The following is a 25826-nucleotide window of genomic DNA, read 5'->3' on the forward strand; positions in this document are numbered from 1 at the left end:
CCGTGCGCGGTCACGACGAGGCATCGAATCGGCCGGCCCGCCGATCGGCCCGCCGCCGTGTGATTGGCTGGCCGCCATGTGCCGTTCCATCGCCGAACTCGACGGCGAGGTCGCCGAATGCCGGGCATGTCCGCGCCTTGTCGCTTGGCGCGAACGCGTCGCACAGGACAAGCGTGCCGCCTTCCGCGACGAAACCTATTGGGGTCGAGCGGTTCCAGGGTTCGGCCCGGACAATGCCCGGTTGCTGCTCGTCGGCCTTGCCCCCGCCGCGCACGGCGGTAACCGCACCGGGCGCATGTTCACCGGCGACCGCAGCGGCGACGTGTTGTTCGCGGCGCTGCACGCCGTCGGCCTCGCCAATCAACCCACCGCGACCAGCCGCGACGACGGCCTGCGATTGTTCGGCGTCCGCGTCACCGCGCCGGTGCACTGCGCGCCGCCCGACAACAAGCCGACACCGCAGGAACGCGACCGCTGCCGACACTGGCTCACCACCGAGCTGTCCCTGCTCGACAGCACGCTGCGGGCCGTGGTCGTTCTGGGCGGATTCGGTTGGCAAGCATTGTTTCCCGTCCTCGCCGAGGCAGGCTGGGCGGTGGGTCGCCCTCGGCCGAAGTTCGGCCACGGCGCGCACGTGGAGCTGGCCGCGAACAACCCGGACGGCACCCCGCTGCATGTTTTCGGCTGCTATCACGTCAGCCAGCAGAACACCTTCACCGGACGACTCACCCCGCCGATGATCGAGGCGGTACTGCACGAGGCGGCTACGACCGCGGGTCTGCCGGTGCGCGCGCCCGCCCGCGAGTAAACGAACTCGCCTGGCGCCCGACCCCGCAGCTCGCCTCGGGACAGGACCAGCGCGGCACCAGAACCTCGCCCGCACCCTCGCCGAACGGAACGGCGCCGGGCTCACGGCCACTTCGCTCACGCGACGCCGATCAGCAATGCCGCACCGGCGGCCTCGACCAGGAAATAGAACCAGATCGGATAGAACGAGGTCGCCGCATCGAACGCCCGCGAGACCACCCGCCCGAAAGCCATGCCCCCCAACGCGACTCCCACCGCGAACACGATTCCGGCACCGAACTCCCCAGCACCGAACACCGCCCACCACAGCATTCCCGCCACCGCGACCCCGAAGCCGCCGTACACCGCACGTACCTCCGACCGCCCGCGCGCCGTAGGAACCTCCAGGTCGAACGGCCGCACCAGCGCCGACGGCGCCACCAACGCGAACACCCCCATCCCGAAGAAGAACACCCCGGCCAACCCGACCACCCAGTCCCGCATACCCACCACCGACCTCCTGACGACTACCGACACCTCATCCTGCAAGCTGGCCAACCCCGAGCACTTCCAGAAACCTGTCCTGACGCGGCGACCGCCGGCCGGACGGTGGTTACTCGCGACGCGAAAGCCGGATTCGAGCCCCTGCCCCGGTTCGACTGCCTCGTCGTCCAGTGACCGAAAGCCCCATCGTTCCCCCGCGTCGCAGACGTTTCCCAGCAGTGGCGTTATCGGTGCACGCCGGTTTCGTCATGATGTGTGGGTCTCGTTGGTGTGGGTGCTGAGGAGGGTGTGTGGCGGAGGGGTTGGACGGGGACAGGCCCGACTGTCGCGCCACCCGTACCGGTGCTCGAGCAGCGCGTCATCGCCCTGGTTCACGACTACCTCGCCGGGCGAAACCTCGACACCACCTGCTGCCCGTCGACGGAGCTCGCCGCACCCCGAATCGGCGCGGGTGGTTGGTCTATGAACCTGTCTCCCAACGATTCAACGCCATCGTCCGGGCGATACTCCGCGGCGCCGTCGAGCAGTCGAACCCCACGATCGCGCCAACCACCTACCGCGCGGACTTCGAAGAACGCCGCGCAGCGCAAGGCGGCTCGACCACATGAGTGCGGAAGGATCACCGATGGATCAGTGGGAACGCGACGGGTTGCTCTCGGCCAATTACGGCATGCGCAACCAGGTCGATCACATCATGGACGGGGTCGCCGAACAACGCGACCAGCTCGCCGCCGTGCACGCCGCACTGGCCGAGGTGCGCGCGACGGCCTCCTCCTCGGACGCCGCGGTCACGGTGACAGTGGATGGTTCCGGGATCCTCACCGGGGTGGAATTCGCGCCGAAGGCATTGCAGCGCAAGCCAGAAGAGCTGGCCAAGTCCGTCACCGAGGCGGGTCAGGCGGCGGCGCGCGCGGCACGGGAGCGCACCGAGTCGATCATCGCACCGATCGCCGCCCTCACCGACGCGTTGCCCGACCTCCCCGATCTCGTCCCCGGCGCACCGAGTCTGCGCCACGAGCCGGATCGATGCGGCGACTGAGCCCCGCTCCCCACAGGGGGGAACAGCATGAGCTGCCGTGCGCTCCCGCCGTCTATGGTGTTCCATGAATTCACCACGCGCACTGAGGAATACAGCGAATGAAGCAATCGCTGCGAGTCGATACCGACCGGCTTCGCGAGCAGGCTCCCGAGCTGAGTTCCCTTGCCGACGAGGTACGCCGACAGCTATCGACGTTGGAATCGGCACTCACCGAATCCGGTGAATTCTGGGGTCGTGACGAGCCGGGCAAGCTCTTCGCCGAGAGCTACGCACCCGGCGCCGAGAACGACCTCGCCGGGCTCAGGAATCTCGGCGATCACTTGCAACGGATGAGCGAAGCACTCACCGGCACCGCGAACGCCTTCGAGTATCGCGATCAGGAAAACGCGACAACCATCGACGATTCCGCGCACCAGGGGTTCACACAGGCGCCTGCCCCGGCCGATTTCGCTCCCGACTCGACTCACCGCACCCCTGATCCCGCACCACCCGCGACCACTCCGGCGGGTCAGGAGTCCGGGGCCGGTACAGCTCGGGGCGCGCAGGGCCCCGGCGATTCGTCGCCCCTGACAGGTGCCGATCGACCCGCATTCGCGGGCCAACCTGACGGCTCCGCCCAGCCAGTGGGACCTGTTCACTCGGCACCCACAGCCGACTCGCCCCCCGCTTTCGCACACCAACCCGGCCGCGCCGGACAAGCCGTGTCACCCGATATCACGCAACCGCCCATGTCGGCGCCCGGCGGCGGTCCCGCGCAGGGAGCACAGCGCGCGCCGGCATCTTCGATGGCAGCCGACAAGGAAAAGCACTCCACCACACCGTCTTCCGGTACGCCGTGGGCCCGCTCCGCATCGCCGCGACCGTCTCCCGCCGCGACACCGTGGCCCCGATCCGCCGTGAGCCCGGCGCCGAGGCGAATTCTCTCGCCGGGGCGCGAAGCAGTTCCACCCGGTGTCGCGGCCCCGAGAAAAAATGAACATCCCGGCCGCGCCCCGAAGACCGCACCGCCTAAGAAAACCCCCGCCAAGACCGCACGACCGCAACGGAAGCGGTCGGACACGCAGACCGATGCGGCCGCCATGGCTACCGCGCGCGCACTCGCCGCGCGCCACGGACTACAGATCGTCGGCTTCGAGAATTCGGGTATCGGGCAACCGGCGGTCGCCGAGCTCGCCACCGCGATCGATGACGCCTTCGACATCTACCCCTTCATCACCCTCGACGGCCTCGCGATTGCCGATCTCGGCGCGCACACGACCTCACTGGTCACCTGGCATCGACCCGATGGCGAGCCAGGTACGTGGATCACGCTCGATCGTCATGCGGTGGCCGACCCCGCGGTCATGACCGAGCGGATTCGCGCGATGGTGCGCGACAGCGCGATGGTCGCCGATGCCGTTGAACGGCCGATGTATTCGGTGATCAGCCACGACCTGGGCCGAATCGTCGTCGCCGAGGTTCCGCAGACGCGTCAACGGGCACAACGAGCCCTGATCACCGAATACCACCGGATCAGCGGGCCATGGGATGCAAGCACAACCTTGGCCGAAGTCGTTGTCGGCTACCGACATTGGCGCGACCGATTGAACTGGGGCACGCGGACGCACTGGGACTCCGGCGCGGGACTGATCGCGGGATTCGCGGAGGTACGGATACGCGGCACCGCCGCATGCGCTCCCGCGAGGACTTTGCACCGCATAGTGGTAGAGGCCGCACGCACGCGGTCGGACGCCCGCCACGGCCGCAATGCTTGATTTACTGCACTCAGGAGTGTCGGACCTGCTCGTCGGCCATATCCCCGAGGCCGACCTGCCCGCCATGCAACGCGCGGGGGACGGGTGGTCGGATGCGGCGAACGACATGGAGCGCACCGTGTCACGGCTCGAGGAATTGGCACGGGAGCCCGGGGTCGACAGCGAGTTCGCCGGCGAGGCCGTCGCCGCCGACTATGCCGCGGCGCTCACCGAGGCGCGGGCACAGATCTACCGCCTCAACGAACGCGCACGCCAGGTGTACGAGGCACGCAACGCGTTCGAGTTGGAAATCTACGTGGTGCGGGGCATCCTCCTGCTGCTCGCCGCACAGATCGCGTGGAACGTGCTGGTACCGCCACCGACCGGTCCGCTGAAGACCGTGGCCGACAGGGCCGAAGCTCAGGTGTCGATGGGGTTGGCGCGCGAGAGCACCTTACGTTTCCTCGCCCAGCAGATGGGACGGTTCAGCGTCAACCATCCCGGTTTGGCCATGGCGGCCAAGGGAATCGCGTTCGGCGCGGTCGCCGGCGGCGGTGTGCCGTATGTGGCCATGCGGGCGCAGATGGCGCAAGACGCGCGCGGACACCGGGAGTCGATGGATTGGCGGCAGGTCCGCATCGGCACCGGGGCGGGCATGGCGGGCGGGATCGCGGGTGCGGTCGCCGGGCATTTCGTCGGCTCCAGGCTCGCCACCCTGGGTGCGAATTCGGTGTCGCGCGGAGTTCGGGCCGGCGGACGGGTGGCGGCAAGCGTCACGGCGGGCGGGATCGCCGGTGTCGCAGGCGGTGTGGCGGGTGGGTTCACCGCCTCCGTCATGTCGGGTGGCGAGCTGCGCGGCAAGGACCTGGCGCACATGATGTGGGCGGGCATGGCCATGGGTGTGGCCAGCGGCATCGGATCGACTATTCGCGCGGGGCGGGCGGCCGCCGGTGTTGTGTCCGAAAACCCAGTGCCACGACATGACGTTCCCGAGCCGCCGCGCTCGGTGGCTCGAGCCTCCGCCGACGACACCCCGATCACGCACTCGACCAACGAAACCCGAACGGCTCCCACGGCCGATGACGGACACGGGGCCAAACCGAAATCCGCGACACCGGAAACGATGGGCGCCAAGACGGTCAAGGAGCAGGTCGATGATCTGGGCCGAGAACTGAGCGGCAAGCTGCACCGCAACGACTTTCACGGCGAACAAGCACGGAATGCGGCCACCGACTTCCTGACCGAACCGGCGCAGCCACCCGCACGGTCGCACGAAGCCCGTCCCGCCGAGGCGGGGGCTCCGGAACCATCCCCTCCGGCGGCCGCCGATCCGATCCCGCGAGCTCGACAACCCCAGGAACCCGAGAGCCCCTCCCGCACCGAAGAATCACGCCCGGTCGAGGACGAATTCCTGCGCATCCTCAAAGCGGAGGGCATGTGGAACGGGCCCGAAGAATCCGGCGGCCATGGTGGGCCGTGGTCATCGAAACCCGCTGGGCCACCGGCTGGTTCACCGCAGGGACCGAACGGGCGACCCACCGGATCGTCACCGTGGGGTACGGAACCAACGCATGGCGGCGCAAGCACGGTCACGCTCGCGCCGCCGCCACCGCCACCGCTGAGCGGCACCACCACGGCAAGACCGGAAAGCAGCATCGCCGCCGCCGAACCGGCCGCCTACGCCCCGTCCGCGAGCCGCAATACGGCGGTGAATGGCGCCGCGTGGCGCGAACCAGGCATCGCGGAGTTGCAACAGCTTGCCCACGCCGAAGCCATGGGCACTTTGCGTCAACAGCCCCACATAGCCACGGCGACCGCGCATCCCGCCGACCTCGCGACCCCGGTGCCGATCAGGCCCTCGGCCGCGAGCGCCCCGCCCACACCTGAGCTACCACCACCCACGGACGCTTCGGGCGTAGCGCGGGCCCCGACCACCGAGACCACCCCCGGCGCGCAGCATGCACTCGAAACCCATTCCAAGAGAGCCGATCCCGAATCAGCCGCGGGCGACCCGACGCACCACACGCCGCAGCACGAACCCACCGCGCCGAGCGATCCTGTCGAATCGCCACAGCGGCATGCGCCCGCCACGCACAGCGCCACACCCCACACCGGAGAACACGCCGCCACCACCGAACCCACCACGAGCAACGCGACGCCACACCCGAGGGAGCGCGCCTCAACCAGCGATTCCCCCTCGACACCCACGCCCGCGACAACACCCGAAAGCGCCACAACACCCGGGCGCGCGGGAGCAGCTGAGCGCGCTGAAACACCCCGGAACGCCGTAACACCCGAAAACACTGCGCCGGGCGGGAGTAACCCCGCCGGTGCTACCCGTCCCCGCGAAAACGCCGCATCCGCCGGGGCACACACGCACGACAACAGCACCGAGTCAGCATCACCAGCAAGCAGCGCCACACCCGATCCGATCGCCGCACCCACCAAGGGATCACCGTATCCCGCTACGGCACAACCGTCTTCGACCAGCAACCCGAACCTCACCCCACGACCCGCCACTGCGCCGAATACCACTGCCTCGTCGACAGACTTGAACATCGCCGCACCATCGCAGTTCCCCCTTGCGGGCGAGTCGAGCCGGATACCCACCCGAGCCACGGCACCGACGCATGCTCCGTCCAGCCCGCTCACCGGGTGGCAAGCCGCATTCAGCACCTCCGGCGCGCACACACCGCCGATCGCCACAACTCGCTCCGACACCGACGACGACGCCGATCCGGAGGAGTTCCCCGTCCTACCCGGCACCACCGTCACCGACCCGCGCGAACACAGCGTTCAGCGCGATCCCCGCGACCACAATGTCTGGCAGGACCCGCGCGACCACAGCATCCAGAAAACCCCGCCGGGCGACCACATCACCATCCCCGGCGTCGACTATCCCCTCGACAACGACCCACCCGCCGACGCCGTCCCCATCCTCCCGCAGCTACCCGCCCACACCCCGATCACCCTGCCCGCCGATACCGCTCTCCGTACACCGACGGCCCTGAACCCCGCCGATCCCGCACCCGCGGCGGCCCGCCCACCCGAAGTTGTTCCACTACGCCGTGATTCAGCCTCGTTGTCGTCCCACCCCGACGCGGTCCCCGAAAAGCCCGACACCCCGGTCCTGCCCGGGAAATACGCCACGGCGCCGAACCCCGAGACACCCGGCGCTCCGCACAAACCCGCTGCCCCGCAACTGAATCCGCACAGCCTCGAATACCAGCACCAGGACACGGGAGTCCCCGGCATTTCGGCGCCCCCGCACCTGCAACCCGCCAATCCCGCCGTCCCACAGGTGGAACACAGGCGCCTGCCACCCCAAGCCATGGCAACCATGGACGAAGATCCGAACGAGCATCCCCAACGCCGTAAACGGCAGACGCTTTCACCTACCACCCCGCCGCCGACCACTTCCGCTGAACAGCCCGGCGCCATCCTGCCACCAGCCGCGTCCGCGCGACCCGGTAAGCCGACGACCGACAAGGCCGTCACACAACGCGAGACGGAATTATTGCGATACCGCGGGTATACCTACGTGGGCGATCGGCCCCGCGACTCCCCCGGCGAGCTGACCGGCGCGGCATGGACCAACAGCAAGGAACGCTTCGCCTGGGAACGTGATTGGCTGACCAGAAACGGCACCCGCCTCGGTGCGCTCGGCGCATTCACGCTGGCCGCGCTGGAGGCGGAAATTCGGCTCGGCCTGCCCAATACGGCAGCCAAACCGCTGTTGATCGTGCAAAGCCGCCAGATACTGCCCGGCAAGATGTTGCCCATCTGGAAGACTCGCAGCCTTCCCGGTACCGATCCGAAACTCACCAGCGCTATCGGGTTGCCCGCCCGCGCGTTCTCCCTCGATGAACTGCCACAGTATTCCTACCTTTCGCTGGTGGGGGCGCGGCCACTGCTCGACCACGACATCGAGTTGACGCTGGCCGGCCTCACCAGGAAAGAGCAGGCGCAATTTCTTGTCGTCCGCCGCGACGGTGTTTACACGATGCAGTATCCCGGTTGTCGCGTGTCGGTGAACCCGTCGCCGGAATACCTACGAACCCGGTTCCTCGCCGATGTGCTGCTCGAGCCTTTTGCTTCCAGGACGTTCTACGAATACATGATGTCGGATGTGGTCGAGTCTTATCAGCGTCGCGAGGCTCAACGGTTCGTCGAGAGTTACTCCGACCGCGCGTTGTCCGCCGAAGATCGCATCGGCCGGTGGTTCGCGACCACCGTGCAAAAAATGTTGGACGCACCCCCGAACGACGCGCCGGAACTTCTCCGCGAAGCGCTCCTGGCCCCCGCCGGAGCGAAAAACCTCGACGGTCGGGCGGTAAAGCGCTTCGCGTCCACCGTCGACACATTGTTGGCAGGCCACACCGATTTCGGTAGCTACCTGCGCCACCGCAAACTGCCGGGTACCCGGTCGATGGTCCGGGATATCCGCGCCGCGGTCGCGAGCAGACACCCACCAGGCACCGCGGAACAAGTCCCCTTCATCGGCTCCGTGCTCACGGCTACCCGTGCGAGCCCACATCGTCCCGGGAGCACGCGACATCGTGGCGGCTCGTCACTCGCCTCTCCCTGTGCGGTCGAGCAGTCGGCGGAGCGCTCCACTCCGTGGAGCTCAGCCACGCCGAGCGGCGACATTGTCGGAGGCGCACCGATCGCGCACACGCCGGCGTCACCGTGGAGCAGGACTCCCGCCGAACCCGCGATCCTCGGTGCCGACGGCCGAGCCATCGACGTGCTGGGAACCCCGATCCGCGAGGCACGGAATCCGCGCCGACAGCAAAACCCGCTGCGAGAAAGAGCCATCGCATTTCATCACGCCCCGGACGATGAGCCGAACCCCCGAGGTTGGGACGACAAGCCTCCGGCCACCCCACCCGAACAACCGGTCGACCCAGTGCAGGACGTCACGCCCACGACCGAGCGCCGAGTGTTGTTCTGGCGCAAGCAAAAGCCGTCGACCGCCGATCCGGCCCGTACCCAAGATGTTGAGCCTGCCGCGAACGACCCTGCGGCCGTGACGATTCCGGAGCTTTTTCGCTCCAACAAGAATTACCGACTGATGTTCACCTCGAACGGCATCGCCATGTTCGGCGACTCACTCCAGCAGGTGGCGGTACCGCTCGTCGCCGCACATCAGGGCTACTCGGTGTGGGAAATGGGTCTGCTCACCACCGCCAGCACCGGATCACGGGTTCTGCTCGCCCTACCCGCCGGCTACATAGCGGACTTCTGGTCACGTCGGAAGGTCATGCTCGTCGCGCAGTCGGTCACACTGGCATCCACCGTCGGCGCGGGCACTGCCGTTGCGCTCGACATTCCGAATCTCCCCGTGGCACTGCTGGGTACGACGATCGTCAGCGGCGTTTCGGCCAAGATCTACCAGAGCAGTCTCGGGCGCTTCGTGCTCGACCTGGCCGCCCCAGAGCAGCGCGCGAGCGCCAACCGCCTCTCGGTCGTCGAAGGATATGTGGCCGGTGCCGGCGGACGTGCCTTCGCTCCGGTGGCGTTGGGCCTCGGTAACGCGGTGCCCTTCGCGATCGCGTTGATCGGCGCCGCGAACCTCCGGGCTATCGCCAAGCTCCGCGACGCGTTCCCCGCGCATACCCCGCAGGGCCACCGCTTCGGCGATTTCGTCCGGGAAATCCGACAGAGCGCACGTGCCGTTCGCGGGGATTCCTACCTGCCCGTCTATATCGGCTCCACCGCGGTCACGAATGCCGCCATCGCCGTGCTCAACCTGCGTGCCACGGTCATCGCGGACGGCTCGACGCTGCCCGAGTGGGCGGTAGGTGCCGTGGTCTCCGCCGGTGCGGTCGGCGCGGTGAGCGGCGGTTTCCTGACGCCGCTCGTCAAGAAGGTCGCGACCGACAAATTCTTCCTGGCGGGCGTCACCGGTTTCGCCGGGATGGCCGGACTCCAGGCCGCGACCACCAACCCGCTGATCATCGCCATGGGCACGTTCGGGGTGGGGGTGATCGGCACCGGGCTCAACACCAAAACGGTCGGCTATGAGCAGGAAGCGTTCTCGCTGGGGATGTATGGGCGCGTGCGCGGTCTGGAAGGGAGCTTCACCGGCGCGGGAGCCGCCGCGGGCGGCATCATCGGCGGCGCCACACTGGCCATGCTCGGTGTGGACGCCGCGGGATGGGTACCCGCCGCCGCCATCGGCGCGGCAGCGGGCGGAGTAGCGATGCTGCGTCTGCGCAAGGGTATCCGTCGCATCCTCGGGTTCCCGTGGCGCCGCGCGAAGACACCGGAGCCCCTCGATCACCCCCGAGACGAACGCGACACCACCACGTCCCGGCCCCACCCCAGCCTGCCACCGCGCACCCGCCGCACCGACGAACCAGGTCCGACCCCACCTGATTTCGCCGTCGACAACTCGTTCTGGACCCGCCGCAAAGGCGAATCTCCGTGGATAGCGCCGTAGCCCCGAGTACGAGATCACTTGCCACCGATGGCAAGTCCGTGCGCATCACCTTTCACCGGCTAGCCGTAGTGTCGAGCGGCTCTCACTCACCACAGATCGACCACGAATGCGCCGCGCCGACAGCCAGGGAGGCCACCGAGCTATGCGGGAAATGCACCCCGACGTACAGGTCGCACTCGGTATGGCACGGGCATTGCGTTACCGGGTCGCCGAATTGGAGGAAGAGACCGAGCAGATCGTGGCACGGCGGCCCTCGCCGAGCGGGTTGGTCATTCCCGAGGTCGACGCGATGGGTCAGCTGCGCGACCTCTATCTGGCACCGGGGACCTGCGCCCGATTCGATAATCAGGAACTGATCGCCGACGTGATGGCCGCCATCACCGCGAGCACCGCGGACGCCCGCCAGCAGTATCACAACACCATGCACGACACCGCCGACCCGCCGCGCCCATTCGCCGAGATCGTCGGGGAGTGGCGGACCGCCCCCGAGGGGCAGCGACCGATCCCCAATTTTGGGAAGGCAGAAGAATAGTCGTCACGTCAGCGTGGGAAGGACAAACGTGCCCGGATATTTGGAGATCGATCCGGACAACCTACGCAGGACAGCCGAACAGCATCGTCGCACCGGAGCGAAGCTTCGAAAGTGGGGCGCGATCCCGCACGACTGGCTGGCCGATTTTCAGTCCTCCTACGGCACGATCGCCGACCAGGTCTTCGGCGCGTTGACCGATTACTACCAGCGTCGTTACGACTCCGCGCACCGGCAAGCCGACCGGCACGACCGCACCGCCGACGAATTGGACTCCACCGCACGCGCGATCGAGGAATCCGATCACCGCGGCAGCCGCGATGTCAGCCGGGCAGGCGCTTTCGACAACACCACCTCGGTACCGAATCCGACCCACGACCTGCCTGGGACGCCGAACGGTACCGCGGCGCCGGAGCAGAGTAGCCCGGTCGTTCCGACACCGCCATCGCCGCCGCCCACGTCCGAAGCCACACCGGCGCACGACCTGCCCACCAACTCGCATTCGCCCGGTCACGACGGCGACGACCTCGGCGAGGTCACGCGATCCCCCGCGGCCACCCCGCTGCCCGCCGTCACCACGTCACCATTCGGCGACCCCGCAGGCACCGCACCGCCACCGAATTCCCTTGCACCACCTGGTCACAACGACCCACTGCCCGCGGCGCCACCGAGTACCGTCATCGGCAGCGCACCCGCGCACCTCGAATCGCGCCCACCACCGGACGCTGCTGCGCCGCCGGTGCCGCCGGGCGGCTACGGACCAACTGCCTCGAGCGCAGGGCCACAACCCTTGCCACCGGGCCCGTTGGCATCGGTACGCGCTCAGGCCGGACGCGCAGACGCCTCGACAACCTTGACCGTCACCGAGCAGGACGATCAAGACCTCCCGCTCGCGCGCGCGTTGCTCGCCGCAACCCTTGCCGCCGTTCATCATTCGGCGCCGGACACCGAATGGGCGGTAGCCGTGCTGCGTTCCACGGCGGGACCGGTGATCTTCATGACCTCGACCGAAGGCCGCGGGTGGGTGCCGCCGGGCCTGTTCCTCCCGTCGGAGGTGATCATCCCCTGGACGTGGGACACTGTTTTCGGCGCCGCAACGCAACTGGCCATCGCGGCCGTGGAGGGGATCGACGACCCGGCCAGAATTGTCGCCGAGTTCGGTATAAGGGCCAAGCGCATCAGGGGAATTCGGATCAGCGCACTCGCCTCGTCCACCGATATTCCCGAGGGCTTACGTGCCGATCTCGGCGACGATGTGGCGATGGAGGGCCGGGTCGAGGCGGCCGAGGGGATCCTCGAGCTGACCACCGCCGCCGCCGGGCTGGTCGATCGACTGGCATTAGCCGGGTCGGCGGAGTCGATACGCGTGGTCGCGGCCGTGCCAGATTCCGGCATCCGCGATCAATGCCTCGAGCTGGCGCGCACCGCGCACGCACGAGTCGGCACCGCGCCGCAACACCAACTGCGGCAACGGATTCTCGACGCGATGCACGACGGCGTGCCCGTCCCGCCCGGTTGGTGGGCGCAGTTGCGCGCCGATTCCGCCGACACCGCGGCGGCTCTGCGGTCGCACCGGGGGCGGGTGTCACATGTACCCGTCGGGGCGCGGCTATCGATACCGAACGCGGAAGTCCTGCGCGGCATGGCTTTCCAACAGCGCGCCGATGAACTGGTACTGCTACTCGCGGAAACGCCGAATCGACAAACACTGCGCGACGCGCTGTACGCATACGGCCAGATCCTGGAGCATCCGCTGCTGCCGGAGCAGCGGCCAACGGTGCAGGTCGGTTCCGGCGCGCTGGCGGACAACGCCACGAGCCCCGGCTCCGTCAGTGTCCGCGCCGCCGCCGTCGATGAGCGCCCGCCGAGTATCGCCGCGTTCCTACCGGTTTCGTCGAGATCCGAGTCTGTCGAAGTGTGAAGGAGAGCCTGATGGGTTCGGAAGAGGTAACTGCCGCCGTCGAGCAGGTCAAGAAAGACGGGCACGCTGAGCCAGGCTTCGGTTGGGGGCCACAAGAGTACTTCGAAGGCGGCGACGCCAAATCCGCGCTCAACGCACTGGAGTCGTTGAATACGGCAGATTTCAAGGATGCCTACAAGCAGCTGAGCAGCGATGACTCTCTCGGTTATGATTTCAATTGGGCCGAACACCTCGCCGACGAGTCCGGCGATCTCGCCAAAGATCCGAAATACGCGGACATCGTCAAAGCTCTTGGCAGCGGAGAACTCGATGACTACCAAGCAGACCAGAATAAAGAGCCCAAATTTCAGGATGGGTCCGGATTCGAGTCCGACGGCAAAAAACATTTCTACAATGTGGAGCTGCCACTTCCGAAAGGGTACAGCCCGAGCCTGAAGGCGCTTGTCGACGACACCCAGTTCGTCATGCAGTGGGGCATGGACACATTGGGTGCACGGACACCGAAGGAGGCGCCCCCTCTCGCGAGCATCATGGAGGGCGACGAGGTCAAAGACGTAGCAGGCTGGTCGGACACGCGTGAAGGACACGGCAACCTGCAAAAAAGGCTGACCGAGCGAGAGTCGAAATACGAGAACGACCACACTGATGTCAAGTTCGACACCAAAGATTCAGAGATACTCAACCACGACACCTTCGGTGCGCTGAAAACAATCGCCACAGACCTCGAGCACAAACTCTCGGTCGAATTCGAGGGCGCATCCCAGAACGACGACAAGATCATCTACAGTCCAGGTTCCCCGGCCGACGGACTGCCTACGGAAACGATCTATAAAAAAGGGAAAGACGGTTTTTATCACCTGACCGCTGCGGCGGAAATGAAGTACTACGTCAAAGAGATCCGGGTGCACTCCGAGAAATGGGAGAAGGCATACGCCACGGCGACTTCCGAGTTCCAGGCCAAGGCGAAGGACATCGATGACAAGCCGGGAGACGACACCGAATCCGGGGGAAATACGGGCGACAAGGGCGACACCGGCGACAAAGGACCACAGGGAGACCCGGGCCCGACGGGCGATCCTGGCCCCAGCAATAGTCCGGCACCGTCACCGAGTCCGGCGCCGGAGACCATAGCCGCCCCGCTACCGGAGGCTGCGCCGGACCCGAATGCCCTGGAGTCGCTGCTCGGTTCGGACGACCCGACAGGGGTGAGCCTCGACACAGACGAATCGGAGCCAGCCGACACCGACGGCGTCCAACCGGAGGACGATGTAGCCGACGCGTCCGACGTGCCCATCGGACCTTCCGAAAACGATTGGTACAACGACTGGAACCCACAGCAGCCAGTCGACGGCGTCGACGGCACGACGCTGCCGTTCCCGCCCGGAGCCCTACCGCAGATCCCGCAAGTGGGACAGCAGCAACCCGGCGACAGCACCGTGCAACAGCGACAGGCGCAACTGCTGGAGCAACTGCTGCGACAGACACCCGGCACCGCTGAGCAGGCAGGATTCCCAGGGCAGTTCTCGGGTTACCCCGCCGACCCCGGTATCGATGCGCCGCCGCCCAACGGCACCGGTTACACGATGCCGAACATCGCCACCGAAGCGGTGACCGCGCAACCGAGCGATGTCGGCGACCCTGGCGCCGCGTTCGCGGGCAGCCCCGGCGCGCCAGACCCCGGCACCACCTGGCCCACGACCGATCTCGATAGCCCGACCGGGGACACGGTCGCCTCGGACGCGGACGAGCAAACGACCGCGAGCGGCGCGCCAGACCCCGGTCCTCGCATCGCTTTCGACGATGTTCGCGGTGACGGCACATTCGTCGGTTACCGCCAACCCTCCGACCCCGAACTGGCCACCACCCTGGATTCGGTGGGCCCGCATATTTCCTCGATCGAAGCGACGCCGGCGCCCACCCTCGCCACACCCACGTCGGCCGAAGTGCCACCCACCGAAGTCTGACGATGCGACCGATCGACGCTGCCGGGCTGTTCCTGGCCGACCTGTCCGAGCGGATGATGCCGGGGGCGGATTCGACTCGGGCTCGCGCCGTGCTCGACCGTGCCTGCGGTGGGCAATTGGCCGCGCGGGCGAAAGACGGGCGTCCGGCCAGTGCGCTCACGGTGTCCGGAATCCCGCTGGAGGCCAGCGTGTCCGGTGGTTCGGGTCAGTTCACTCCTGCGGTGCGCTACGCCACCGAAGCCGGCACGCAGGAGTTGGATTCGAGCGTCCGGTTCGCCGAATATCACGCGGCGATCCGGGATCTGACCGCATGGTTACCCGAGCGGGTCGACCCCACCGGCGCCGCCGAGATGTTGTCGTCGTTCGTCGCGACACTACTGCCCGACCCGACGAAACTCGCCGCGCGACACCGCTCCGCCGCATGCCTCGGCATTGTGCACCATGCGCTCGACCCGGGCCACCTCGCGCGGCTCAAGGTATACGGGCTGTTCATCGATCCAGGAGCAACCGATCGGGTGCGAGCGGCATGGCCGTCTTTCGCTCCGCTCGGTGGTGTCCCCGACAACGAGACAATGATCAGACCGCTCGGTGCGGCACTAGAACTCGACGCTCGCGGCGAATTGACGCACAAGGTCTATCTGCGTGTGCGACACAACGATCCCGCCGCGCCGATGAAACTGGTCCGCCATTTCGGCGACGCCGCATGGGAGGTACTGGCCGAGCTCGACCGGTGCGGTGTCGATACCGCCACGCTGCACCGGCACACGCTGTTCGTGTGCTGCGCACGGCGCGGCAGCGCTCCTGCCTCCTTCGCGCTCTATGTCGGCGCGCGCGGGCAGGAAAATTTTCCCGACTCGATCACCGAACTCGCCACTCGACACCATGGCGGCACCGACGCGGTCGACACGCTCACGCTCGCCGCCGAATCCGCAGGCGCACAATGGCATTGGGGCGGATTCGGTATCGGCTTCGCACCCACCCGCGGCGTCGACAAGTTCGGTGTCTACGGCACACCCGTGTGGAACGCCACCGGGGTCCTCAGCGCCGCGCCGAGGAACGACCGCGGCGGCGTGAAATTCGTCCACGTGCCGTCGTGAGCACAGCTATCACCATCACGGTGATCAGTTGCAGCAGGTTCCATGCCACCCGACGACTCTCCGGCGCCGCCAACGATCGTTGATATACCCGCAGTGGCGCGGTGACGGTCGGAGTTCGCGCCTCGGGCGGCGGTGGTGCGGGCGCTGGCGCGGCGGGCGGCGGTGCGGGAATCGGCCCGGGCGGCGGCTGCGCCGGTGACGGAGGTCCTGGTGGCGGCGGGAATCGCAGGGGTAGAAAGGGATTCGGGGGCGTCACGTTTGGCAGCAAGAGTAGGCAGGTCAGCACGCCGCTGCCGGTGGCGGCGCTGCCCACCGCCGCGCTCCCCGTCGCCGCACTACCCGATACCGCACTGCCGATACCCGCACTCCCCAACCCAGCACTGCCGACTGCCGCACTACCTGTACCCGCATTCCCCACCGCCGCACTACCCACGCCCGCACTACCGACAGCCGCGCTGCCGGTGACCGATCCGGTAGCCAGCAACGCACTGCCCGCCGCGGCACCACCCGCGCTACCCACTCCCGCGCTACCCAATCCAGCGCTACCGCTTGAACCACCCACTCCCACACTGCCGGTGGCCGATCCGGTGGCCAGCAACCCGCTGCCCGTCGCGGCACTACCCACGCACGCGGTCAGAACGCTGCCCGAATCGAGGCCGAGATCGTCGCTCGAGCTCACCGGCGTGGTGTCCTGCGCACCGTCCGCCGGGCCGAGACTCAGTGGGTTACTTTCCACTTCTTCGATCGAATCCTGCTGCGGCACAGAGCTTCCAGCCGACGGCATAACGAATGTGGGAGGCGGAGTCAACGCCAGTTCAGGAAGACTTGGCTCCGCGCCGATAGGCGGTGGCGCCTCACCTGCCGCACTGCCGGAGAAGAGATCGCCGATCGACGGCAACGGATCCGCCGAGGCCCCGGGCGCGGCCAACGCGGCCGCGGCGACCGGAAGGAGCGCGACTCCCGCTGCGGCCCTGCGTATTCGCGTGAACCGGGTCGGTAATCCCATCTGCGCACACCCTGCCTGTCTCGTGCTCGAGCCCTGGTCACCCACGGTGCTGGAACTGGGTCAACGCGAGTTCGAAGGCGTCCGCCGGTACCACGCTGCCGCCGGCGAACGGCCGGTCGAGGTTGTAGATCGCCAGAATCACCCAACCCACCACCACACCGAGCACCGCCGTCACGAACATCCGGCGCCGGGTGACGGGTTTGCCGCTGCCCACGAGCACCATGCCGAGCAACAGCAGCGCGGTCCCGAGCCACAGTGCGGCGTAGAGGAACCCCGGCATCGACAGGTCCGCATCCAGCGCGCGGTCGTAGCGGGCCTTCTCGACGCCGTCGACCCCGGTCAGCACGTTGGCGCGCGCGTCGTCGTCCGCGATGTCGGGCAGCGCGAAGGCCGCGGTACGCAACTCGTCGAACGTCTGTTGCGTCGCGTCACTCAGCCGACGCTTCTCGGCCATCGCCGGCCAGTCGTCGTCAACCACCCGCGCGGTGTACTCGCGCACGAGCCCCTGCAGTTGATCGCGCTGCCCGTCGGGCAATTGGTCGGCGGCCGAATACACTTCGGTCAGCGCTTTGGATTCGTCCACGGTGTGGGCGCGTGCGTTGTCGTAGTTCTGCCAGCCGATCACCACCACCAACGCGACCACCGCGGCGAAGAACGTATTGATGATGTCGAGCGCGATCCCGTCGTCGTGTTCTTCCTCGCTCCCGCGTGCGGCCTTGGGGCGCAGCCGATTTGTCAGCACCAGGGCCGACACCGCGACGGCCGCGAACAGAACGAGCAGGGGTACTTGCGCAATCATGTGATGCTCCAGTTCTCGAACAAGCCGTCTTCGACGCACATGATCGCGACTTGTGTTGCCGGACAACAGATAACAGCGATCACGCGGCGGTGAGAATCCGCCGACGGGTAGACAGCGGCAGGCGCCGAAGCCCCGTTCTCAGATATCGGGGACGACGTGTGGCATGACTCGACCTCGGATCACGGACCCGAATTCGATGACAGCGGCGAAAGAGCGCGGGCGACTACCGCCCAAGCACCGCTAGCAGGACACCCCCGCCTCGACAGGCGAACCGGAAAGAACGTTGCGACATACGATCACGCTCCCCATTTCGTACGATCGGACACCGACCCGACACTGCGCCAACAAGATTGGTTCGGTACGCACAGTGTGACACCGGTCAGCCGCGGACACGCCGAAAACAAGTCACCGAATTCGTGGGCCGGTCCACGGGCGAGCAGGCCGCAGCCGAATTCACCGCACCGGCGAAACCCGAGCGCTATCCAGCAACGTCTGCGCCTGTTTGAGTACCCGTAACGACGGTGTCACCTCGAGACCGGTGATCCCGTCGAACGCGCCGAGACTCTCGGTGACATACCGATACAGGTCGGTGATGTCACGGCAGATGATCGACGCCATCACATTGGTCGGCCCCGTTGTCGCCGCCACGAAAGCGATCTCGGGGTGGGTCGCCATCCCACGACCGACCGCGTCCAGATCCGAAGGCCGCACCTGCAACCACAGGGCGCCCCGCACGCCATAGCCCATGCGCTCGGTCGCGAAGTCCAGATCGAAATACAACACACCCGCCCGCACCAACTCGGCCATGCGGCGAGCGACCTTCGTTGCGGTACTGCCGATTTCATTCGCGATCTGCGCGTACGGCGCGCGCCCGTCGCGTCCGAGCGCGGCCAGCATCGCCTCGTCCTCGCCGGACAGGTCCACCTGCACCTCCGGCCCGGCCACCTCCTGCCGGTTCAACGGTGGACCGAGCGCGCGGAGTTGGTCGGCGGTGAACAGCCTGCGATAGCGCGGCCATTCCTCGTCGGCCATGAAGTGCCGCATCACCTCGTGCGCGGTCACGTCGACCACCTGGCTGGCCCTCGGCAAGGTGTGCAACAGCAGCGCATCGCGCCGTTCGATCGAACGCGGCCGACTCACGCAGGTCACTTCGGACCCGGTGGACAGCAGGGTGACCCAGCTCAGATCCGGGAACCTGGACAGGGATTCGGCCAGGCGCAAGGCCCTGTCCGGGGTCGATTTGATCCGCAGAATCCACCGTGCGTGCCCGAGCGGCACCGCGTTCACCTGCCCCGACACGTGCATGATGCCCCGCTCGCGAAGTGCCCGATATCGACGCGCCACGGTCTGTTCGGAGACTCCGAGTACACCGCCGAGCTTGGTGAACGGGATTCTGGCGTCATTCACCAGCGCGTGCAGAATCTGCTTGTCCAACACCCCCAACTCGGAGGAGTCATGACTACTCGCGCCTGACACAGGAGGAATCTAGCGCAAAACTGGTTGTGGCTAGGTGGATATCGTCACGTGCCGCACGCTGGGCGTCATCTCGTTCGAACCCGCCCAGGAGGCACTTGATGAGGAAATGGCTCCCCCTGTTCGCCGCGTGTCTCGGCACGTTCATGCTGCTCATCGACGTCACGATCGTGAACGTCGCGCTCCCCGACATCGCCGCCGACCTACATACCGGACTATCGGGACTGCAATGGGTCGTCGACGGTTACGCCCTCGCACTGGCCGCACTCCTGCTGGTCCTCGGCTCGCTCGCCGATCGGCTCGGGGCGAAGCGGGTGTATCTCGTCGGGCTGGCGGTGTTCACCCTCGCGTCGCTCGCCTGCGGACTCGCCGAATCCGCCGCGGTACTGATCGCGGCACGCGCCGTGCAAGGCATCGGCGGCGCGGCCATGTTCGCGACCACCTTGTCGTTGCTGCACGCGACCTACACCGGTCGGGCGCGCGGCGTCGCCTTCGGCGTATGGGGTGCGGTCTCCGGTGCGGCCGCGGGCGTCGGGGTCGTGCTCGGCGGCGTGCTCACCGAAGCGCTGTCGTGGCGATGGATCTTCCTGGTCAATCTGCCGATAGCACTGCTGACCATCGGGTTGACCGTCGTTGTGTTCGCACCCTCACAACGGCGAGCCGATCGCGCCGTCGATGTTCCAGGCATGCTGGCTTTCGCCATCGCGGCCACGGCGCTGACCTACGGTGTGATCCGCGGCGGTGAGCAGGGCTGGTTCGAAGGGCTCGCGGTGGTGGCACTGATCCTCGGCGCCACCTCGATCGCGGCGTTCGGGTGGATCGAATCCCGCTGTGCCACACCGATGTTCCCGCTGACACTGCTACACAACCGCGATTTCTGCGCCACCTTGCTCAGCGCGTTCGGCCAGACCTTCGCGGCGTTCGCGAGCACCCCGCTGATCTCACTCTGGCTGCAACAACAACTGGACCTGTCACCGTTGCACGCTGGTCTCGCGCTGCTACCGATGTCCGCGACCGCCTTTCTGGTAGCGGGGATCTTCGGACGCCTGCTGGACGATGTCGGCGCCCGATGGACAATCGGAGTCGGCTTGGCCGCCGTGGGGGTCGGTACCGGATTGCTCACCGTCGTCGATGCCGGATCATCCTGGGTGGCGCTGATTCCCGGATTGGTGGTGATCGGGGCTGGCATCGGCGTCAACGCACCGGCGCTGGTATCGGTAGGGATGGCGGCGGTGTCGCCGCAGCAGGGTGGCACGGCGGCGGGCGCGGTGAACACCGCGCGACAGCTCGGACTCGCATTGGGAGTCGCGGTGCTCGGCACCGTCTTTCGGAGCGTCGCGGGTAGCGAAGGCTCGATGACGCTGTCGCGGTTCGCCGACGGACTCGACGCGGCATTCACGGTGGCCGCCGCGGTGGGCATCGCGTTGGGACTGATCGCGTTCACTCTGTTCCACCGTGCGCCCACCCTCCGCGCGCCCGAACAGAGCGAACAATCCGCCGCGGTCTGAATGGAAGGATTGAAATCGTGATGATTTCAACGAATTCACCCGAACCCCGAATTCACATCCGAGGAAAAGCCCCTATTCAAAATCATCCTGATTGACAATCGGCCTGGTCAGCACGGCGACGACCAGCTTCAACAGCCCGTTCAACCTGAGACGAAGGCTCGGGTCACTGGACCTCGTCTCGCGCGGTCACGCAGGGTGGAACGTCGGCACCACCGGTGACGCGGGCACCGCCCGCAACTACGAATAGAGTGAGGCCTTCCGCTCGCGGTTCAGAGAGAAGGTCGACATGGCCGTGCCGGGGTTTTCGCCGGATACGTTGGATGATGAAGGAACGCCGCTGTGGATCAGTGGGCTGGCGGACGCGGATCCGAATCACAGTGTGCACGTGGTTCGAGGGCTGGAGCCCGCCGCGGCGTTGGCGACGCTGGGAGCCAAGCCGCGGCTGTTTCGCCCATGGGAACTGCCGGATGAGCTGACCTGGCTGTCGCCGGGGGTCGTCGGGATCGAGCCGGACTTCTCCGCGATTTTGCTGGCGGGGCAGGTCGGCGAGTGGACATTCGTCTATGACAATTTCGGAGCCACCACGCACGATCAGACGCCGGACTTGGCGGCCGACGGCAGGACTGCGGCCACGAGCTACCTGTCGATCAATGCCGATGCGAGCATGACGTACTGCGTCGATAGAGCCGAGCTGGCCTGGATCAATGTCGACGATCTGGATCTCGAGCAGGACCTGGCCGATATGCCGGACGAATTGCGTGCGGCCGTCGGAGCGGCCGGCACCTTCGACGTCGACTATCTCGAGCCGGGGGAACCCGATTATTCGATCTGCATGCGTGCGGTCAGCGCGCTGGCGGGTATCCGCCACACCCTCAATGATCTGCGCCGAGTTCCGTTGCTGGTCACACCCTTCGGCTGAACCGGGCGCCCGGTGTGGGTTCGCCTCAAAGGTCCCTGGCCCGTGTCGGCCGACACCTTGATGTCGATCCCACCACCGTGCTTACCAAATGGGCATCCCTACGCGTGATGCCCACGGACGACCACGCGGATGATCGCAGCACCTATCGACACAGACGAACGGATGTCGCAGGTTGGCCGCTTCGGCGCAACGCGCCGTGAATCGACCGGCGGATGGCTGCGTTCTGCCGATGGTTCGAATTGCCTCAATTCGCCCGTGTTGTGATCAGCAAGACTTCAGCGGGTTGGTTGTCGATGCCGCGGAGACTATGGGGGGCGTGGGACGGGAAGTGTACGGCGTCACCAGGTTCCAGTGTGAGAGTGGTGGCGCCGATGGCGACTTGGACCATCCCGGTGAGGACGTAGAGCCATTCCTCGCCAACGTGCTGAGCCGTTGGGGCTTCCGCGGAAGCGAGGATCGTGAGGTGAACGGCTTCCAGCCCGGGATACCTTCCGCTCAGCGGCGTGAGGATGCCGTTGGCTGTATTGCGTGGTTTCCGTTCCGCGAGCCGGAAGACTTGAAAAGGAGATGCTCGCTCCTCGTCCGCGACGAGTTCGCTCAAACTTACCCCGAACGCGCGGGCGATCTCGATCAGAGTCCCCACCGACGCCTGGCGAGTTCCCGACTCGATTCGCGAGAGCTGGGTGCTCGACAGGCCGACTTTGTCACCCAGTGCGGCCAACGTCCAGCCTCGCTCGCGGCGCAGTCGTGCGATCCGGCGACCGATCCAGCTGTGATCATCTTGTGTCTCCGGCACGCACGGCACCCTACCCTGGAAAATTCTCGATAGACCTGTGAGGTTAGTCATCTTGCCTTAGGGGTCACTTTTCGCGAATGTGAACTGCGGCCGTCACCGGGGCATGCCGGTGTGGATGAGCGTGAGCACACTCGGCCGCCAAACCTTCGGGCCGGTGGAAGTAAGGAGGTCCAGCGATGACTGATACCCCATTGCGACAGTCGGAGCCGACGTCGGCAGCGAAAGTTGACACCAACGCGGATCTGCGTGCATTGCGGGCGGTCGGGACCGGGCTCGCGGTTGTTGCCGTTGTCCTGTTGGGGCTGAATATGCGGCTGGTCTTCGGTAGTGCCTCGGCGGTACTGGCCGAGATCCGCCGGGCCTACGGTCTCGGCTCGGGAAGCGCCGCGCTACTGACTACGGGTCCCGTGGTGTGTCTGGGGCTTTTCGGGCCGTTGGCGGTCAGGGCCATCACCCGTTGGACTGTCCCGGTGGTTTTGACCGGATGCTTGATTCTGGTCACGGCGGGGACCGCGCTGCGCAGCGCACCACTATGGCCGCTGCTGCTGCTGGGTACTCTCCTTGCCGGAATCGGGATCGCTGTTGCCAACGTGCTCGGGCCAGTGTTGGTTCGGCTGCTGTTCCCACATCGTGTCGGCATTATGACCGGACTGCTGACCGCACTCGTGAGCGCCAGCGCCGGCATTGCCTCCGGGGCCACTGTGCCACTTGACACGGGGGTGATACACAGCTGGCGTTTGACGTTGCTCGCGTGGGCGGCGCCTGCAGTCCTGGCTGGGATTGCCATCGGGATCGTCGCGGCCCGCCACCACCGATTCCATCGCTCCGTCGGCGCCGCGTCCCATGCTGCGCCGCAGTGGCGGCCCATTGTGCTGCGCTCATCGATCACGTGGGCGATAACCGGCTTTATGGGACTCCAATCGCTGCTGGCTTACGCCATGATCGCCTGGCTTCCCACCGTCTACCGCGACCGCGGGCTCAGTGCCGAGCAGGCCGGCTTGGTGCTCACGGCCCTGAGCATCTCAAGCATCATCACTGCCCTGACCGTACCGATTATCGCGAGCCGAATGCATCGACAGAGCGTGCTTGCGGTCACCGTGGTGAGCCTGTCGGTGGTCGGGCTCCTCGGCGTGATTACCGTTGGAACCAGCGGCGCGGTGGTATTCGCTGTCCTGCTGGGCCTTGGGCAAGGCGGGCAATTGTCGCTCGCGCTCACGTTGGTCAACCTTCGTGCCGCCTCAGCCTCAATCACCACAAGCCTATCGACCGTTGCCCAGTCCATCGGGTATCTGATAGCCGCGATCGGCCCCATCGCCACCGGAATTCTGCACAGCGTCAGCAGATCCTGGACCACCCCGCTGCTGGTACTGCTTGTCCTGATGTTCCCTCTGGCCATTTGCGGCTGGATCGCTGGCAGACCTACGTCCAAGGTGTGACAGACGGGTCGAAGCAAACAACTGCTACAAATGTGACCGGATTGACCTGGAGGGGAACTGAGTGGGATCAGTCGCAATTGTCGGTTGCGACACAGACGGCCGCACCTTTGGCTGCAACCCGCGCGATATGGCGCGGGGAGGATATCGACCGTGTCCTGTTGATCGGCCTCAGATTGCCTGGGTCGGGCAGGGCGTTCGACCGACACCTGCGGACCTCGGTCCTGAAATTCCACGGGGCCGTCGGCTCATCCACCTTGCTGGCCGTCGAAACACCATCAGGCTCCTGACCCAATCAATTCCAAGCCCAGATATGACGCCCTTGGAGGAGATCGGGCTTAACTTACGCCGACCAGCCGCCTCAGTATCGCACTGCAACGAAGCCGAAACGGTTCCTCATTGCAGGTCCAAATCTATGAGTGGAGCTAGGGAGAATCGAACTCCCGACCTTCTCGATGCGAACGAGACGCGCTACCAACTGCGCTATAGCCCCGTGCGGCTCCGGAGAACCGCGCTGTGTCACTTTAGCAAAGGATTGCTACAGACTCCGAATCGTAGGCCTGATCTGCGGTTTTACCCCGAACAAGCGCACTCAGGCGCCTGCTGCCCTGCGCAGGTCGGTTCCGGTGCGGGTCCGCAACGCACGCGCCGCCGCTGGATCGAAGGCGTCGAGGTTCTCGAACATCGGGTCCTCGTCGTCGACCTCGAGCAGGGTGGAACGGCGCCGCAACCGCCGGGCGGTATCGCGGTCCATCCCCGCCTGACGGGCAGCCTCGGACTCCACTCGACGCGGTTGCTGATATTCGGGGTGCTGCTGACCTCGGGTAAGTCGCGCGGCCCTGCGGCGGCGGATGTCTTCCTCCATCCGCACCTGCTTGCGCAGGTAGGCGAGATAGCCAACGAACGCCACGACGGCTAGGCCGGAGGCGAACCAGAACTGCGCCGCGACCGCGATACCCAGCCCACCACACAGCACCGCGGCGAGCACCAGCGCGAGCACCGTGCGCTGCCGGAAGGTGTAGCGCGCGGCGCGGGCGATGGCGTCGGCTTCCGGATCGAACCCACCGCGCCCCCGGCGGGTCGGCACGAAATCAGGGTCGAGCGAATCGGTTTCCGGCTGCGCGCTCTCGTAGGTGGGCGCCGCGTCGCGCGCGGCGGGAATCCAGGCCGAGCTCGAGCCGGTGGGCTGTTCGACCCGCTCGTCGTCATCGATCGTCGCGGGGTGGTTCCCCGCGACCTCGGTCTCGAACTCGCCCGAATCCTCGGCGAATTCGCCGTCGTCGAAGGTTGTTTCCTCGGCGTCGCCGCGCTGCGCGAATTCGTCGTCGCGCTCGGCGAAACCCTCGTCGGTCGACTCGGTCTCGGAGACCGCCTCGGCAACGCCGTCCTCGGTGTCGGCGTCCCCGGCGTCGACCAATTCGGCGTCAGCGATTTCGGTGTCGATCGCGACGGGCAGCCGCACCTGCGCGTGCGTCTGCTCGTCGGTGTCGGTGACGGGCTCGTCGGCCGGTGTCGTCATCCGGTCCTCCGCATCATCGCTGTGGAAATACTTTCTCTGCACCCGGCGCGGGCGCCAGTTCGGGTCGGTTTCATGTCCCGCACCACTTTTCGGGCGACGCTTGGCGCCACCGCGATGCAAAACCCTGGTGGCCAGTGCGGTATCGGTGGTCCGGCGGATTCGTGGGTGCCGGTCAGCGAGTATCGGGAAAAGGACGAAGACCCAGAGCACAACCAGGCCGATCCACAAGATGGAATTCGGCATCTCGGTCTACACCTCCGTCCTCGCGTGAATTGGTCGTTTCGGCCCAGCGAGCGGTGCGTTGTCCGCGCCTCGCGCGCCCGGTTCGACCCGACATTCGATGCCGAAACCGGCC

The 25826-nt window shown here is 66.7% G+C and carries 18 protein-coding genes and 1 tRNA gene; 12 read left to right on the top strand and 7 right to left on the bottom strand.

Going from position 1 to position 25826, the window contains the following annotated elements; all coding sequences use genetic code 11:
• Nucleotides 1-67: 67 nt before the first annotated feature.
• Complete coding sequence (locus ABEA50_RS02405) at nucleotides 68-808, top strand: uracil-DNA glycosylase (protein ID WP_425577562.1); 741 nt, start codon at nucleotides 68-70, stop codon at nucleotides 806-808.
• A 116-nt stretch (nucleotides 809-924) separates the two neighbouring features.
• Here ABEA50_RS02405 and ABEA50_RS02410 read toward each other — a convergent pair whose 3' ends face one another.
• Nucleotides 925-1290, bottom strand: coding sequence for a DUF4345 family protein (locus ABEA50_RS02410; protein WP_345494620.1), 366 nt, complete (start codon nucleotides 1288-1290; stop codon nucleotides 925-927).
• Between the two features lie 625 nt (nucleotides 1291-1915).
• On the opposite strand from ABEA50_RS02410, the gene ABEA50_RS02415 reads away from it, so the two are divergent.
• The 7 genes from ABEA50_RS02415 to ABEA50_RS02445 all read left to right on the top strand — a co-directional run bounded on the left by ABEA50_RS02415 (nucleotide 1916) and on the right by ABEA50_RS02445 (nucleotide 16018).
• The gene (locus tag ABEA50_RS02415; protein ID WP_345493325.1) at nucleotides 1916-2329 is read left to right on the top strand and encodes a YbaB/EbfC family nucleoid-associated protein; all 414 of its coding nucleotides are present in this window, start codon (nucleotides 1916-1918) and stop codon (nucleotides 2327-2329) included.
• 98 nt (nucleotides 2330-2427) lie between these two features.
• Nucleotides 2428-4083 (top strand): hypothetical protein, encoded by a 1656-nt coding sequence (locus tag ABEA50_RS02420; protein ID WP_345493326.1) that lies wholly within the window; start codon nucleotides 2428-2430, stop codon nucleotides 4081-4083.
• Nucleotides 4084-4099: 16 nt separating this feature from the next.
• Entirely contained in the window at nucleotides 4100-10507 is a 6408-nt protein-coding gene (locus ABEA50_RS02425) for an MFS transporter (RefSeq protein ID WP_345493327.1), read from the top strand.
• Between the two features lie 142 nt (nucleotides 10508-10649).
• Nucleotides 10650-11039: a hypothetical protein gene (locus tag ABEA50_RS02430; protein ID WP_345493328.1), complete on the top strand. Its 390-nt coding sequence runs from the start codon at nucleotides 10650-10652 to the stop codon at nucleotides 11037-11039.
• Between the two features lie 28 nt (nucleotides 11040-11067).
• Nucleotides 11068-12957 carry a type VII secretion target gene (locus ABEA50_RS02435; RefSeq protein ID WP_345493329.1) on the top strand — a complete coding sequence of 630 codons (1890 nt, stop codon included), beginning with the start codon at nucleotides 11068-11070 and terminating at the stop codon, nucleotides 12955-12957.
• Between the two features lie 11 nt (nucleotides 12958-12968).
• A complete protein-coding gene (locus ABEA50_RS02440) occupies nucleotides 12969-14921 on the top strand; it encodes a hypothetical protein (RefSeq protein ID WP_345493330.1) in 1953 nt (650 codons plus the stop codon).
• Between the two features lie 2 nt (nucleotides 14922-14923).
• On the top strand, nucleotides 14924-16018 hold the full coding sequence (locus ABEA50_RS02445; RefSeq protein WP_345493332.1) for a hypothetical protein: 1095 nt from the start codon (nucleotides 14924-14926) through the stop codon (nucleotides 16016-16018).
• Here ABEA50_RS02445 and ABEA50_RS02450 read toward each other — a convergent pair.
• From ABEA50_RS02450 to ABEA50_RS02460, 3 genes are all read right to left on the bottom strand, one after another.
• Nucleotides 15960-17024 carry a hypothetical protein gene (locus ABEA50_RS02450; RefSeq protein ID WP_345493334.1) on the bottom strand — a complete coding sequence of 355 codons (1065 nt, stop codon included), beginning with the start codon at nucleotides 17022-17024 and terminating at the stop codon, nucleotides 15960-15962. The genes ABEA50_RS02445 and ABEA50_RS02450 overlap by 59 nt on opposite strands.
• 37 nt (nucleotides 17025-17061) lie before the next feature.
• The gene (locus ABEA50_RS02455; RefSeq protein ID WP_345493335.1) at nucleotides 17062-17823 is read right to left on the bottom strand and encodes a bestrophin-like domain; all 762 of its coding nucleotides are present in this window, start codon (nucleotides 17821-17823) and stop codon (nucleotides 17062-17064) included.
• A 453-nt stretch (nucleotides 17824-18276) separates the two neighbouring features.
• Nucleotides 18277-19299, bottom strand: a complete 1023-nt coding sequence (locus ABEA50_RS02460) for an Lrp/AsnC family transcriptional regulator (RefSeq protein WP_345493336.1) — start codon at nucleotides 19297-19299, stop codon at nucleotides 18277-18279.
• Between the two features lie 98 nt (nucleotides 19300-19397).
• On the opposite strand from ABEA50_RS02460, the gene ABEA50_RS02465 reads away from it, so the two are divergent.
• The 3 genes from ABEA50_RS02465 (at nucleotide 19398) to ABEA50_RS02475 (ending at nucleotide 21723) form a co-directional block, all read left to right on the top strand.
• On the top strand, nucleotides 19398-20804 hold the full coding sequence (locus ABEA50_RS02465; RefSeq protein ID WP_345493337.1) for an MFS transporter: 1407 nt from the start codon (nucleotides 19398-19400) through the stop codon (nucleotides 20802-20804).
• 91 nt (nucleotides 20805-20895) lie between these two features.
• Complete coding sequence (locus ABEA50_RS02470) at nucleotides 20896-21051, top strand: hypothetical protein (RefSeq protein ID WP_345493338.1); 156 nt, start codon at nucleotides 20896-20898, stop codon at nucleotides 21049-21051.
• Between the two features lie 39 nt (nucleotides 21052-21090).
• Nucleotides 21091-21723: a hypothetical protein gene (locus ABEA50_RS02475; protein ID WP_345493339.1), complete on the top strand. Its 633-nt coding sequence runs from the start codon at nucleotides 21091-21093 to the stop codon at nucleotides 21721-21723.
• 244 nt (nucleotides 21724-21967) lie between these two features.
• Here the strand turns inward: ABEA50_RS02475 and ABEA50_RS02480 are convergent, their stop codons facing one another.
• On the bottom strand, nucleotides 21968-22519 hold the full coding sequence (locus ABEA50_RS02480; RefSeq protein ID WP_345493341.1) for a helix-turn-helix domain-containing protein: 552 nt from the start codon (nucleotides 22517-22519) through the stop codon (nucleotides 21968-21970).
• Nucleotides 22520-22695: 176 nt separating this feature from the next.
• Here ABEA50_RS02480 and ABEA50_RS02485 point away from each other — a divergent pair, with 176 nt between their 5' ends.
• The gene (locus ABEA50_RS02485) at nucleotides 22696-23955 is read left to right on the top strand and encodes an MFS transporter (protein ID WP_345493342.1); all 1260 of its coding nucleotides are present in this window, start codon (nucleotides 22696-22698) and stop codon (nucleotides 23953-23955) included.
• A 417-nt stretch (nucleotides 23956-24372) separates the two neighbouring features.
• Here the strand turns inward: ABEA50_RS02485 and ABEA50_RS02490 are convergent.
• Nucleotides 24373-24445: transfer RNA gene (locus ABEA50_RS02490), tRNA-Ala, on the bottom strand.
• A 99-nt stretch (nucleotides 24446-24544) separates the two neighbouring features.
• Entirely contained in the window at nucleotides 24545-25714 is a 1170-nt protein-coding gene (sepX, locus tag ABEA50_RS02495) for a divisome protein SepX/GlpR (RefSeq protein WP_345493343.1), read from the bottom strand.
• Between the last annotated feature and the right edge of the window lie 112 nt (nucleotides 25715-25826).

This window comes from Nocardia callitridis, assembly GCF_039543305.1.
GTDB lineage: Bacteria > Actinomycetota > Actinomycetes > Mycobacteriales > Mycobacteriaceae > Nocardia > Nocardia callitridis.